Here is a 15,481-nt window from a genome sequence, read left to right on the forward strand (position 1 = left end):
TTCTTCTCATTTTATTTTTAGATGCAGCAAGGGAAGATCAAGTGGTAATCAAATTCGGATTTTTGACAGTGCTTGTTCAGTGATCATTCAGTGATCATTCAGTGCTTGCTCAGTGCAGACTGAATAAATAGTGACTGATTACTGTCTAAACATAGATTAAACATTGCAATTAGATACAAATTGGTACGAGGATGTTTCCCTTTTAATTTATCTTGATCAATTATAATTATGGCAGTTGCGGCAATCATCAGAAAATGCTAGCCACCCCTTATTAAAACGACCAGTAGGCACAAAAAAGCCGCAAGAACGGGGAGTTCTTTACGGCTTACTACCTATGAAAAACATTCACCTTAGTATAAGGTACTATCTACTATGAAAATTTAAATGTTGCACATAAACCTATCGAACAATGAATTAGCGAATTGAGATCGGCCCATTTCTTGATTCAAAAAAACTCCAATCTATGTTTTGGCATTTCTTAAAACCAAATATAAAGTGCTCGATCAGAGATTCAACCCACCGTTTACAATTCGCCAAAAAAGATTTACGATTCGTTCGTTGTATTATTTTAATCGACCGGTTAATTAGTTCTTTACTGCTAAAAGAAAAAAAAGCATATTGATGGACACAATTAAAACTGTTTATGAAATTGATTAAAAATATTTTGACGATGCTTGTACCTCTTACCTTATTCAGTGGCACAGTCTTTTCCCAAACCAAAGGAGCTTTCTTCTTTCGTGATCTTATTCGACTGATTCTTAAAAGGCTCTCCAATGGAGCCGCAGTATATAACACCTGTGGTTGTCCTTTTTTATATTGGCATCGGGCACACCAATCTTCTGCCTACAATTGTATTTATTTACCGTCCTCCCCCTGAATTACACTACTGCACCAGTGATAATATTGGCCATCGATAAAAACTTGGCTGGTATCAATAGTCTGTGGAAGTTTTGCTCCAAGATTATAATTGTTCCGTGCTTTAGCAACATAGGCAGTTCCGGTATATTTCCCCCTAATAGAAAGGATCTATAATAATACTCTTTAAATAATTGATCAAAATGCTGTACTATCTGTTTCATTACATAACTCGGCGACAGGAAGGTCAAATACATTCCTATTTTTTATGTAAAGTTTCAAATATGACCGTGCTACAACTAGGTCAAATTTGACCAATATCGGTGTTTTATTTGCAAGCATTTAGGTTTGCGATGTGTCATTCAAATAAAACAATAGAGCACCAAAATATGCTTGCCCTATCCGCTTCGGTAAAGTTTCGGCATAGTTCCGTAAAAGCTTCGGGATAACGTCGTAACAGCTTAGATGTGCTAGCGACATGAATACGACATGAGTCCGTGTTGTCTCCGAGTTAGAGACGGAAGGAAGGCTAAAGCACGACGGTCGGAAGATGCACTGACATCGACGATGTTCAGACTCTGGGCCGAACAAGAGTCGAATAGGAGCCAATTAAAAGGGGAAGCTGCGCCGAATAATAGTCGGAAAAAAAATGATCGTCAACACATAGACATAGAATACACACGAATATCACTCGGAAAAAGGTACTAAATGCTTCAGAAAAAATCAATCGAGCAATATGACTATTACTCAAAGATTAACGTCAATACCAGTTTCGCATCAAAAGCAGCTAAAACCCGCGTATCACTACGTTAAGCACAAAAATCGGCTTAACTCATAGTCATTATTTACTGAAGATGGCTTTATTCTTGAAGCTGATCCGAACACAATCCGAATACCAACTAAAGAATTCAATTTTGTCCTGCCTCGAAATTGATTTTCCGAAGTATCTCAAATACGCCTTCTTTCCGCAGTAACCACATGCCTAACTTTTCTTCAGCAACACCATCCAAAAGTTGATAGGTAAAGATAAGACCCGCCTTTTCATCAAACTGGACTTCTAGATGCTTTTGAGCAACGCGTTCCTTCTGCAGGATGGGACATATTTCTGTAATATGTGATGACAATAAAAATACACTATTCTCATACTCTTTCAAACCGTTAACCAACTCCAAGGTTGCTTCACTGGCATCACGGTGGTTTGTTCCCTTGAATAGCTCATCCATCAAAACAAACATTCGCTTACCGGATGCCAGTAACTCCGCCAAATGTTTAACCCGTAATACCTCATTAAAAAAGTGGCTTGCTCCTGTGCTCAAATTATCACCTAAATTTATCGTCGCCATTATTCCGTCAAAAAGTACCGTCTTCATAGCATCCGCAGGAACCGGGAAACCAAGATGAGCCAGATATACACAGCTTCCAATTGTCTTCAACAAAGTAGATTTGCCCGTCATATTTGCTCCCGTCAGATACCATACATTATTTTCTCTTTTTATTTCGACATCATTTTTAATAGCCCCCTCAATAAATAAATTATAGGCACCATGTATGGAAATCATATCCGAATCAGAGATTTGTTCGTGAATCTCAGGAAAAACAAGATCTTTCCCTTTAATACATTTTGCTACACTGAACAAAGCGTCTAAGTGATATAAAACATGAAAGACTCCACGTATTGCGTTTCGCTTTATATTTCTAAAGAGATAATCGTATTTGATCATCAGTTCCTTGGAAAATTTATTTTTTATTAACTGTTTGAGCTCTCCCCGATCGATATCTTCTAATACACAATTTACCCGTTGACAATATTCTTCCAGAATAATCAATGTATGATCCTTTAATCTTGCAGATTCAAAAAAAACAATGAGCTCCTCAATTACCTTCGCTATTTCGTGAATAGAACGTTTGATAAGTATCTCCCGCTTTTTAAAATCCAGAGACAAAAAATTCGTTGACACCATTTCCAGATAATAAGTAGCCCGAGAAGGTGAATAGGGTTCTTGCGGCAGAGACAAATATTGCTCCAGATCCTGCATCATATACTTATCCAATAGATCCGAAATATCAACTTCTTGCATAAAAAGAATTAAATGCTGTCTGTTTTCTATTTCCAATTTGGAAGAAAGAGGTTCAAGAAAATAGCTATATAACATGTCCCGCCCACCTAGCGTAACTGTACAATCGAAAAAATCGATCATATCCTTATACCTATTGTTGGTAACATTTAAATCCGCTAAGGTTTGCTTGTCAACGATCGACATAATTTATTTATTGTGGCTCTTTATTTAAACTTACTCAAAGTCATTGTAATTAGCAAAACTGTATTAGAATAACCAAGCTATGTCCTCCATCTATGCAAAGGATAAGATGGCTAATGTATCTTCATATGAAAAGATAAAGATGAAGATTATAAATATTACTAAAAAAAACACCCGAAAGCATGGGGTACTCCGGGTGTTTTAGCCATATTATTAACCTATTTTATGAAAAGTGCCCTTGAATGGGCAACACTAAAATAGAAAAAAACTTTGTATAAACAAAATAAAATCGAAAAAAATCTTTTTTTCAAAAGCACTAAACCGGTTAAACATCAATTTGGCCATACAGCAGGTCACAAAGATTCCATATAATTCGCTAACTTGATAATAAAGAACCTGTTTAATCTTACATCAATTTGCGAGCCCACGATGGCAGACAAGAATCAAAGTACCGCAGCCATGCGCATTGATCACCGGATTTTGTTTAATTTTAATCGATCAAATAATATTAGCTATGACCGAACGGGAAATTCTGAGACAACATATCGACAAAACCGTCCAGTTGAACGACGAACAATTCGACTACTTCTTTTCTTTTTTTAAACCGGTCTCCTTTAAAAAGAAACAAATAATTATCCATCAAGGAGATCTTGTGGAACAAGAGTATTTTGTGCTAAATGGTTGTCTAAAGACCTACTTCACCAATGATGAACAAAAAATGCATATCTTACAGTTCGCCACAAAAACCTGGTGGGCTTCCGATTATAATGCATTGCATAACCACAACCATGCTAAGGTCAATTTAGATTGCGTCAGCGATGCAGACACGCTTTGCTTATCAAACGAGGATCGTGAAAAAGTATGTAGGGACATTCACGAAGTTGAAACCTTTTTTAGATGGCGCTCCAATAAAGGATACATTGGGCTACAAAAAAGAATCATGTCACTGCTGAACAGCAATGCTCGAAGCCGTTACGAAGAACTCATGCAGCAATATCCTGAACTTTACAATCTCGTTCCCAAGCATTTGATTGCAGCATATCTGGGCGTTTCTCGCGAAACACTGAGCAGACTGTACCAAGCCAAATAGTGTGATCTAGATCACAAAAGCAAAACCATTCTCCAAATTGTGATGTATATCACATAGGGCATTGGCAATTTATCCCCTACTTTGTATTATCGTTTTAAACAGTATTTTTTTTAGATGCTGCTATTTGATTGATTTAGATTGACCTGATGTAAATCTCCTAGCTTCATCACCACTAAAACAAATTAAGATATGAAAAAAGACAAATTAAAAGTATTGGTTGTATTGACATCACATGATGAATTAGGAAACACTGGAGAAAAGACCGGTTTTTGGGTTGAGGAATTTGCAGCACCTTACTATGTTTTGCAAGATTCAGGAGTGGACATTACGATCGCTTCACCAAAAGGAGGACAACCGCCAATCGATCCGAAAAGTGCACTCCCGGATTTCCAAACAGAAGCTACCAAACGATTTGATGCAGATAATGAACTTCAAACCAAATTAGCAAACAGCATTCCTTTGGACCATATCAATGAGCAGGATTATGATGCGGTTTTCTATCCTGGTGGCCATGGCCCTTTGTGGGATTTAAGCAACGATAAGACATCCATTGCATTGATCGAGTCATTTTGGGCACACAACAAACCCGTAGCCGCCGTATGCCATGCCCCAGCTGTATTTCGCTATGTCAAAGAAAGCAATGGTCATCCACTGGTCAAAGGCAGAAAAGTTACTGGTTTTTCCAATAGTGAGGAGGAAGCAGTTCAGCTAACGGATGTCGTCCCTTTTTTAGTAGAGGATGAGCTCATCAAATTGGGTGGGCAGTACAGCAAAGGAGAAGATTGGCACAGTTACGTTGTCAAAGACGGTAATTTAATTACTGGACAAAACCCGGGGTCTTCTGAAGAAACAGCAAAGGCTCTGTTCGCACTATTAACGAATGTATAACAAGTTATTAAAAAACTTTTTCATAAAAAAGCTAGACGGATAAAGTCTAGCTTTTTTATCGGATTTTTGCCCATGTCAAATCTGTCCGACTATTTTATTTGGCGTTCTAATGTTGCTGTTTTTAACCATGGCGAACTAAAACGTATCGCTATATTTTCTCCAGACTGACCAAGCGCTTGGAAATAGACGATCATTTTTCCATGATAAACGCGTTGTTTATTGTCTGTATAGTCACCCATATCGGCATTATTTCCGGCTTCCATTCCGAGCAAACGTGCGTTTCCGACGACGTCGCAAGTGATCTCATCTTCCGAAAGGATGACGGGAAGCCCCTTCTCATCCAGTATCTTCAAAGCAATCTGCAGCACATCGCCGGATTTTACTTGCTGATTCCCCAAAATGACGGCTTCTATAGTACTTGGTCTTTGGCTAGATTGAATGGACTCTCTAACAATTTCTTTTCCATTGGTAGCTAAGCCAATAACCTCCAGTTTACCCATGGCATAAGGAATATCCCAAAAGATAATACCGGTCTTTTGATCGTACTTTTTCTCCTGCCCGACGACCTGTCCATTTAGTTCCAATCGTGCGGCGACACTATTTGTATAACATACCACGCGGATTTGCTGGCCGGCCTGATAGTTCCAGATAGGCCAGGCATCCATGGAGGGCGCTTCGTTTTTTCGCTGTCCCTGCTCAGATTCCAATGCCGACCAGACATCAGTAACTGCGGCTCCCCCCTTCAATGGATAGGTTCCTAAGTAAGCCATCGGTTTGTCGGCCCAGAGGGATTGACGATAGTATCCCCTTGGTTTAATAAATCCTGCAAAGTCTAACAGTCCCGAATAAAATCCTCGCGAAGGCCAACGACCTGACTCACCGAGATAGTCAATACCTGTCCACAAAAACTGCCCAAAAATATGATTGTTGTCGCGTACGGCGAGCCATGCTGGAAAATCGTGCCGGTTCTCGCTTCCGAAAATTACGCGCTCCGGGTAGCGCTGATGATCCTGTTGATACCGACTTTCGGTATAATTGTAGCCGGCAATATCGAGTGCTCCTGGATAGGCTGTTTCGTTAGACATTGCCACACCAGCAAGCCCTGCTGTAACAGCCCTACTTTTATCATATTTTTTCACAACCGCAACCAAACGTTTAGCAATATCACCTAATCGCATCGCATCTGGTGCATCCTTTTTATAACCGCCATACGATGCCTGCGTAAAGCCCCCCTCCTTCTTCTCGCCGTTAAGGACAGGATGTGAATAAGGGTCATTTGGATAATCAACTTCGTTACCTATGCTCCATGCAAAAATCGACAGGTGATTGCGATCCCGCTTGACCATATCTGCCAGATCTTGCTCTCCCCAGGATTCAAAAAAATCGTATGATCCCTCAAATCCCGGTGTACCAACATTCCATCCCTGTAACCATTTTCTTTTGGGAAACTCCCATTCGTCAAAGGCTTCATCCATTACCAAAAGACCAAGCTCGTCACATAGGGTATAAAGTGAAGATGCTTGCGGATTATGGCTGGTACGTATCGCATTGACGCCCAAGGATTTTAAAGTCAACAGTCTACGGCGCCATACTTCGGTATACATTTCAGAACCGAGCACCCCTGCATCATGATGCAGGCAGACACCTTTGACTTTCATCCATACCTTGTTTAAAGCAAAACCCTTATTCGGGTCGAATGTAAAAGTCCTAAAGCCTGTTTTCACCTCTGACTGATCAATCTGCTTACCATTTTGGGTAACAATTGTCCGCAAGGTATACTGTACAGGCTGTTCCAAACTCCATAATCTTGGATTCGATACCGTTAATTGTTGCTGTACCGATGCCTTATCAGCAGCCCCCACTTGAACTTTCTGAAACTTTTTAGCAACAACCTTTCCCATTGGATCGAGCAGCTCTTGCTCCACCCTAATCGGGGCAGCAACCTGTGTACTGTTGACAAGAACGACTTCTGTATTTAAAATTCCTTTTTCTTGCTTTAGTTCTGGATAGGCATACACTCCCCATTGGTCAATATGCAGCGCATTAGCCCTTACAAGCCATACATCGCGATAGATTCCCGAACCTGTATACCATCTTGAATCTGCACTTTTACTGTGGTCGACCTTAACAGCGATGGTATTTTCCTTCCCAAACTCAATGTATGGTGTGATATCGTAGGAAAAGGAAATGTAGCCATTGGGCCGCTTTCCAACAGATTTACCATTGATAAAAACTTCGCTTCGGTTATAAACACCCTCGAAATATAAAAAGATCTTTTTACCCTGATCTTCCGCAGGTATAGCCAGCTTTTTTTGGTACCAGCCAATGCCACCGGGTAAAAAGCCTGTGGCACTCGCAAGCGTTGGGCTTAGGGGATATTTCACACCCCAATCATGGGGCAAACTAACCTGCTGCCAGCCGACGTGATTCTTTTCAGCACCTGCTGCTCCCCCGATATCGCCCAAATGGAAACGCCAATCCGAATTCACTCGTTCGGCGGTGCCAAATCCGGGCTGTGCATATAAGCTATGGATACCTATATACGCCGATGCAGCTAAAACTGCCAAAGCTTTCATTATTTTTTTCATTGCACTTCGTTCTTTAGATTTAGTAATTAGTGTGTAGGAATGACAGGCAATACATGGCCCTGATCATCAAAATACAACCGGTCCATGCATACCTCTCGATTAAATCCCGCAGCATCGCCCATATCGATACCTTTGGGATAATTAAAACGATGGTATACAATATACCATTCGTCTTTACCTGGAATCTGCAAAATAGAATTATGTCCTGTGCCATAAATGCCTTTAGCAGGGTCTTTTTGCAAGACTAAATTATTTTCTGGAACAGTGATCGGTCCATCTGGAGAAGTAGCGGTTCCATAACGTACGCGATAATTTTCACTTCGGGTATCGTCTTCCGACCAAAAGAAATAATAAAGGCCTTTTCGATAGACGACATAGGCGCCTTCCCGGAAAGTCTTATCGGGTGTCAACATCTTGATTGTATTTTTTTTAATCGAGATCATATCTTTATTGAGTTCAGCAACAGCCAGGTAGCCATTCCCCCAATACAAATAGCTTTTTCCAGATTTCGGATCATTAAAAACTGCTGGATCAATCTCTTGTCCTCTTTTTACACCTTCAGGTTTGAAATCTATCAGTGGCTTCCCCGAATCCCTGAAGGGACCCGTTGGCAAATCGGCCACCGCAACACCAATCTTTTGGGCCGCTGTAAAATAATAATAGTACTTATAATCGTTCTTGATTTTCTTTTCCGTAATGGTAGGTGCCCACGCATTTCGAGGTCCCCAAGCAACATCTTTTTTCAGATCCAAAATCACACCTTCATCTTTCCAATGACTTAAATCTGTGGAAGAAAAGGTTTTAAAATAATAGCCGCCCCAACCGTCAAAGCCATCACTCGTCGGATAGATATAGTATTTTTTTGTTTTATTGGAATAAAGAACATCCGGATCGGCATAATAACCATCCAATACCGGATTCTTTCTGAATGAAAATTCTACATCTTTTGGCTTCCCCCATTTGGAAGTCAAATCCAAAAGTTCTTGCCTTGAAATAGGAATGATGGTCCCATGACGCGGATGGAAATCCATGTCAATCTGATGGTCGATTACTTTAAACTGATCGAGGTCTTCGGAGGTACAAAATTGATACTTTCCTTTCCCATAGACATCATACATAAGAATGTATTTATTCGATTGATTGAGTTTGAAAACACTGGATCCCTCTACCGCATCCTTGGTTTGCTGTTTATAGCCCGGCTGTTCAATCCATTTTCCCGAAGTCAGCGAATCTGTTATCGCCAGCTTAATACCATTGCCATGTCCTTCGGTTTTGTAAAAAAGGTAGAACAAGCCATTCTTGGCAATAATATCGCCGTCGATACAAGATTTGCCATTTTTGGGAAGAAACAGCACTTTAGGTTCGGTTTCAAAATCCGTAAACTCCTTGTTAGCATAAGCATAGTAGATGATATCCGGACCATTTCCGTGCTGCATGGACCAGTACATCATGTATTTACCGACCGAAGGGTCATATATAGTCTGTGGTGCCCATACTCTTTTTAACGTTTCCTGACCTTTGAAACGCTGCTGAATATCGATTGCCTGATGAGACCAATGCACAAGGTCTTCGGTTTTTAGCAGGATCAAACCCCGATTAGAATCCCAGCCTTTGGAGGAGGTCATGTCGGTGAGCACCATATAAAATGTTTTGCCATCTTCGCCACGGAGAATATGGGGATCCCGTACACCGCCAGTCTTGCTGATCACCTTCGAATCCAGGATAGGCTGGTTTTCATTCAAGGCTCTGTAGGTATAGCCATCTGTGCTGATCGCAAAACAAACCGCCTCATCGGCGACAGCATTACCTTTGAAATAGGCAAATAAATAACCTGCGAAATCTTTGTCCGTAGGTCCGCTGCGATAAGTCTGAGCAAAAACACCGCATGTAGCATGTATTAAAAATAAGGTAACTAAGATTGAAATTTTGTTTTTTTTCATGAAGGTTTATTAGAATAAATAAGCATTAGACCATTTTTTTACCTCTAAAAGCCACGGGATATGATCCCGCGGCTTCGTAATGCGACAATTTTACTTGCTGTTACCACCTATTTTAAAGCTATTTTTTGAACTGCCGTATAGTAGTACTCTCCGGATACAGTAGCCTTCACCCCTATTCGGGCAAACACATAATCGAGGTTTTTCAAATTGTCCGGCAACTCTCCTACGATGCTCGTCGGTTGACCAAAAGCAACGTTAGCCAAGTTGGCATCTACCCGTAGCTCGCGTTGTACCTGATCTGTTAAGATAGATTTGCCGAGGTAAAGACGCACAAACTCCAAATTTGCCGTACCTACTATCCTGTTAACCGTAAAGTTAGCAGTAATACTGTTATTATTTTTTTGAAAAGACTCGTTTGTAACGGTGAAATATGGTGTTACAGGCACATCAATTGTCGTATTGCCCTTCACTTGCACCAAAACCGTATCGGTCGCCTGTTGTAGCCATGGTGAATCTCCTTTACGCACTAATTTGTATTCGCCATCAAAAAGACTGACAGAAAAAGAGCCGTCTTGGTCAAAATATATGGGTATTGCTGAGCGAAGCGGATACCCATCCTGCCACAGTTCCAATTGAGGACCATTATTCCGAACGCCAATCGCCTTTCCTTCATAAACAACACGTCCCGAAAGCGTTGATTTTGGGGCTTCAAAATTATCATATTCACAACCTACAACGAGTAGACTTGCAAAAGCTACTAATAAGCTTAAAAATTTTATATTCATGGTACAAGTAGATTAATGGAATGGATTTCTAACTATCTTAGGATTTTTATTAATTACATCCTGACTAATGGACGCATAATAGTTGGCCATACGGAAAAAGCGTGCCTTTCTGAAACGCGCAGGTCTCACCCGTTCATAGATATACTTACCGTCATCGGCATGCCCTGGACGCACGACGCGATAGGCATATAGTCCATATACAACAGCGTTGGGATCATTTTCAGATCCGTCCCACACCAAATGTGCAATACGCCATCTTTTAAGATCATAATAACGATGATCTTCGAAGGCAAGTTCGACACGGCGCTCATTGCGGATGATATCCATCGTTAGGTTACTAACGCTATTGGCCGGAAATCCTGCTCTTTCCCGTAATTTATTGACATAAGTTCTTGCGTCGACAGTTTGCCCCAGCTCAAATGCAGCTTCTGTCGCATTGAGATAAATTTCACCAAGACGAAACCACGGCCACCAGTTAGCTGCGGATGTACCGCGTGTACTGGCTGCCGGTGCATCACTGACAAATTTCCGAATATAGAAACCAGTATTACTAACGTCCTGCGCATCATACAACGGTCCATCAAAGCCGGTCCACAAACCGCCACTCGCATAATTTTGTCCCAATTGTGGTGCCGCCGTAAACTGGTAAGCTCCATTCGCCCCCCAAGTTGCTACTCCAGCTTGAATACTCACTGCACGTCCCCGGAATGAAGTTCCCGGATAAATCACTGTACCAAACAATCGGGCATCTTTATTCGCAAAAATATCATTGATATTTTGATAGGCTACGTAATTTCCTGCGCTGTTTTTATCATGTAGTGTACCTTTGCTACCATCTAAGTAATCAAAACTTTCCACGAGGCTCAAGGACGGTGAAATCGTCGATGACGACTCATTGTCTTCGGTCAGACTTCTGACAATATTGTCATAAGCAAAGCGGTGAACTTTCAGACTCGTTACAAAATCCTTTGCAAAGATGACCTCAGCACCAGTTTTCTTATTGAGCATATCGTAAAAATTGGCGCCTTTGTCCGCATTCTCATTGTAAAGCACATAGGGACCATTCATAATTTCCTTGGAAGCAGCCAGCGACTTGGTATAATACCCCGTAGCCATATTGGCAGGAATCCCCACTTCTCCACCTGCTGTCGTTATCGGTGAGGCCATTAGATTATTATATTTAGCAATGGATGCCGCATAAAGCATTGCCCGACTTTCCAACGCTAAAGCTGTATACTTGTTGGCCCTGGTCTTACTGGCATTATAGACGGCTAGATCTTCCTTGATCTCTTCCAGTTCTTTGTAAATAAAATCGTAGACTTCATACTCCTTGGCCCGCGCCACCTGCAATGGTGTTGGATCGCCGCTAAAGTCATAGAGAAGTTGTGTAGTGACAATCGGAACCCCACCCATGCGTTTGACGAGTTCGAAGTAAACGAAAGCGCGGATGAAGCGTAATTCGGCTTTATACTGCTTGCGTTGTGCATCAGACAATTGTGTACTGAACTGATCGATGTTTTCTAGGGAAAGGTTCAGGTCCCGAATAAGCCCATAGTCCCAATAGCGACCGTAATCGTCGCCAAATTGATAATCATTGCGCCAATTTTGATCGCGATGTCCAGACCACATCGCATCGTCCAACTCAGTCATTCCTCCTGTATTAAAAACACCATGTAGCGTTGGCATTCTATCGTAATAATTGGCGACGAGTGAGGTCAACAGCTTCGGATCGTTCCAAAGCTGCGCATCGGTGATCAACGACTTTGAATCCCGGTCAAACCAGTCGTCGTGATTGCAGCTGCTCAACGTGGACAAGGTCAATAAAGCAACTCCTATATAGGTAAGTTTAAATCGTAGTTTCATGTTAAAAAGTCATATTAAATCCAACCATAAATACCCTTTGCTGTGGATATACTACTGCAGCTCTGGCTTCGATCTCAGGATCAATCTGGTAGTCTTTGACATTGTCAAAGGATATCAAATTTGAAGCGTTGATATAGAACCGTATTTTTTCGGCCTTTATCTTTTGGATCCATGCTTTTGGTAAATTGTATCCAACTTCCAGGTTGCGGACACGGAGGTAACGTACATTGGTCAACCAAAAATCACTATTTTTACTATTTGGGCCCGAGTTGCCGTTACGAATCGCCGGATAGCGTCCCGGAATCCATTCGCTATTTGGATCATAAGGGTCTTTGCGATGCCACCTATCTTCAAGTAGGTAGGCTGGAGAATTACCCCCGCCATGAAAGGCATTACGTAATTCATAATCCTGAAACCAAGATTGCACTGCACCACCGGCTAGATCAATATTTAAGTTGATTCCCTTCCAGTCAAGTCCTATCCGACCACCAAAACTCATCATCGGTGCCCAACCCGTCGGATAACCGATCGGACGCTGATCCATATCATTGATAACCCCATCACCGTTTACATCTTTGTAAATCAAATCACCAGGGAGCTGTGTTCTGTTGTTCTGACCATCATTATTGATCGGATGGTTGCGGATCTCTTCTTCCGACTGGAATCTTCCGACCACCTGATACCCCCACCATACACCGCCCCAGCGGTCTTCAATCGAGTTACGGTATTCATTCCACGAATTACTGAAACGAGGCTTATAGGTTTCTAGATCACGATAACGTGAAAAAGTCATATTCCCACTGACAACGTAGTTAAGCTCACCGACCTTATCGGTATAGGTAATGATACCTTCGGCTCCATAATAGCCATTCTTACCGAGGTTTTCATTGGGAAGGTCATAACCGATTTCAGCTGGTAATAGGACATCGTATCGTTTGCCAGGATATCCAGTACGGATAATTTTAAAGATATCGGCCGTCAATGTCAGCTTATTTTTCAGCAGTGTCGCATCGATACCCATGTTATAATTGGTGTTTTTAACCCAGGAGAGGTTGCGAACTGGTAAACCTCTAGGCTGTACCCCGGGCACATAGGCTCCGTCTAAGACAGCACTTCCAGCCGCCCAATTATATCCGGCAAGGTAATCATGCATTCCCACACCCTCTTCAAGTCCTGTTTGTCCGATCGAACCACGGATTTTAAGGTCACTAACCACAGATTTTAAGGGTTTAAAGAATCCTTCATCCGAAATACGCCAACCTACCGATGCTCCTGGAAACAATCCCCAGCGTTTACCTTCATAATATTTAAAGGACCCATCATAACGGCCCAGTACCTCCAGAAGATACTTGCCCTTGTAGTTGTAATTGATACGGCCAATATATCCAGCCCGAGCCTCGTAAGCCCATTCATCGGCCAAACTATTGAGCTCCGACAGTCTTAACAACGGAATATAATTGTTTGAAGGATTTGCCCCCAATGCCTTCAAGGTACGGTCCCAATCCGAACGCTCATAACCTATCATTCCCGCAAAAGTGTGATCGCCGATCTGCTTGTTGTAGTCGATTTGGAACTGTGCAAAGCGAGAAACAATCTCCCTCGTGGTATCGTAACGCCAGCCAGCATCACTTCCACCAGTACGCTTATAGGCATTATTTTCGTACCGATATACATCATAGGTATATTGGAAGCCTTCAAATTTATTGTTGGTATAATTGTAAGAAACAGTTCCTTTTGCCGACAACCCAAAATTTGTCTTATAGGCCGCAAAGAGATTCACATTTCCAGCAAGGTATTTATTGTCTTTATAGCCGGCGATATCGCGACTAAAGAGAGCTGGGTTATAGGGAAAATCATTGGTATGATTGATATACGCTGGATTGTCATTTGCATAGGGCCCTACAGTCGGTCTATTTTTCATAATGGCCAAAATAGACGAGAAGTATCCATCCCCACCTGGTAAGCCAACATCCTGTGTGCCCTCATGTCTTCCTGAAATCTGCGTACCGACAGTAAGTCCTTTGAGTACCTCAGCTTCCATATTGGCCTGAAAATTGGTTCGCTTATAATTGAAGTCCTTGATCATTGCATCCTGATTAAGGTGGCCCAACGACAGGAAGTAATTGGATTTTTCATTTCCACCGGTGACATTCGCATTGATGTATCGCTGTGGAATATTCTTACGGATCACCATATCATAATAATCATAACCTTGGTAGCCAGGTTCTGTTCCAGCCTGCCATTTAGCCAATTCTTCAGGCGTATAAACCGTCCTCGGATCGCGGTTTTCATTCTGCGCAGCCTCCACCAATCCAAGCGTGTATTGTTTCGCGTTTGCCATGGTCGGAAAACGTGTCAAATTTTGCCAGCCTTGGTAGCCATTAATATTGATTTTTGCACTTTCTCCCTTTGCGCCTTTTTTGGTGGTAATCAATACAACACCTCTGGAAGCACGGAATCCATATACTGCCGCTGCGGCATCTTTCAGAATAGAGATACTCTCAATATCTTCGAGATTCAGCGAATTAAAGATATCTGCTCCAGAGCCATTCTGTGTACCAACCCAGTCAGTACCTTCCTGACCTCCATAAGCAACCCCATCAATTACATATAATGGCGAGCCCATATTGCGGATTTCGATCGCTGCACCACGACCGGGACGCGCATCTTTGGCACGCACGGAGATCCCCTGCACCTTCCCTGCCAAAGCCCCAGCAGTCGTCGTCGATGATGACCGTACAATATCCTCTGATTTGATATTGCTTACCGCCCCTGTAATATTACGTTTAGACTGTTTACCATAGCCCACAACGACGACATCCTCCAATACATTTTCATCTGCCTCGAGCTGGATTTTTAAATTTGTTGTTCCATCTAACGGAACTCGACGAGTTTTATACCCAACAAATGACACGACGAGCGTTCCTTTGCTAGCATTCAGCTCAAATTTCCCCGATTTGTCTGATGAGGTCCCCTTCCCCCCTTCCAGGATGAGTACACTCGCGCCAACGATAGGCTCGTTTGCTTTGTTGAAAACTTGTCCCGTAACCTTCTCCTGCGCATACAGCAATGTTGGCATCACGCTCAACATGGTGTAAAAAGAAGCAATCTTTAAGTTTTTCATAAATTTCAATACGAATTAAACAGTAAATAATACAATCTAGCTGGACAAGACAATATGATGGTAAACTACGGTCGACTTTGGTTATTTCTT

8 protein-coding genes are annotated in these 15,481 nt (G+C 41.9%); 2 read left to right on the forward strand and 6 right to left on the reverse strand.

The features are described 5' to 3' along the window. Nucleotides 1-1,763: 1,763 nt before the first annotated feature. Nucleotides 1,764-3,116, reverse strand: a complete 1,353-nt coding sequence (locus B3C94_RS20195) for a MutS-related protein (RefSeq protein ID WP_293907083.1) — start codon at nt 3,114-3,116, stop codon at nt 1,764-1,766. Nucleotides 3,117-3,627: 511 nt separating this feature from the next. Here B3C94_RS20195 and B3C94_RS20200 point away from each other — a divergent pair. Next, on the forward strand, nt 3,628-4,203 hold the full coding sequence (locus B3C94_RS20200; protein ID WP_293907085.1) for a Crp/Fnr family transcriptional regulator: 576 nt from the start codon (nt 3,628-3,630) through the stop codon (nt 4,201-4,203). A gap of 189 nt (nt 4,204-4,392) precedes the next feature. Further along, nucleotides 4,393-5,091 carry a type 1 glutamine amidotransferase domain-containing protein gene (locus B3C94_RS20205; protein ID WP_293907087.1) on the forward strand — a complete coding sequence of 233 codons (699 nt, stop codon included), beginning with the start codon at nt 4,393-4,395 and terminating at the stop codon, nt 5,089-5,091. A gap of 89 nt (nt 5,092-5,180) precedes the next feature. On the opposite strand, the gene B3C94_RS20210 is transcribed toward B3C94_RS20205, so the two are convergent. From B3C94_RS20210 to B3C94_RS20230, 5 genes are all read right to left on the reverse strand, one after another. Next, the gene (locus B3C94_RS20210) at nt 5,181-7,679 is read right to left on the reverse strand and encodes a sugar-binding domain-containing protein (protein ID WP_293907089.1); all 2,499 of its coding nucleotides are present in this window, start codon (nt 7,677-7,679) and stop codon (nt 5,181-5,183) included. 26 nt (nt 7,680-7,705) lie between these two features. Further along, nucleotides 7,706-9,619, reverse strand: coding sequence for a family 43 glycosylhydrolase (locus tag B3C94_RS20215; RefSeq protein ID WP_293907091.1), 1,914 nt, complete (start codon nt 9,617-9,619; stop codon nt 7,706-7,708). 107 nt (nt 9,620-9,726) lie between these two features. Continuing rightward, nucleotides 9,727-10,404: a DUF3823 domain-containing protein gene (locus B3C94_RS20220; RefSeq protein ID WP_293907093.1), complete on the reverse strand. Its 678-nt coding sequence runs from the start codon at nt 10,402-10,404 to the stop codon at nt 9,727-9,729. 12 nt (nt 10,405-10,416) lie between these two features. Then, nucleotides 10,417-12,267, reverse strand: coding sequence for a RagB/SusD family nutrient uptake outer membrane protein (locus B3C94_RS20225; RefSeq protein WP_293907095.1), 1,851 nt, complete (start codon nt 12,265-12,267; stop codon nt 10,417-10,419). A 1-nt stretch (nt 12,268) separates the two neighbouring features. After that, the gene (locus B3C94_RS20230) at nt 12,269-15,391 is read right to left on the reverse strand and encodes a SusC/RagA family TonB-linked outer membrane protein (RefSeq protein ID WP_293907097.1); all 3,123 of its coding nucleotides are present in this window, start codon (nt 15,389-15,391) and stop codon (nt 12,269-12,271) included. Nucleotides 15,392-15,481 lie beyond the last annotated feature (90 nt).

Source organism: Sphingobacterium sp. UBA5670, from assembly GCF_002420705.1.
Classification (GTDB): Bacteria; Bacteroidota; Bacteroidia; order Sphingobacteriales; family Sphingobacteriaceae; genus Sphingobacterium.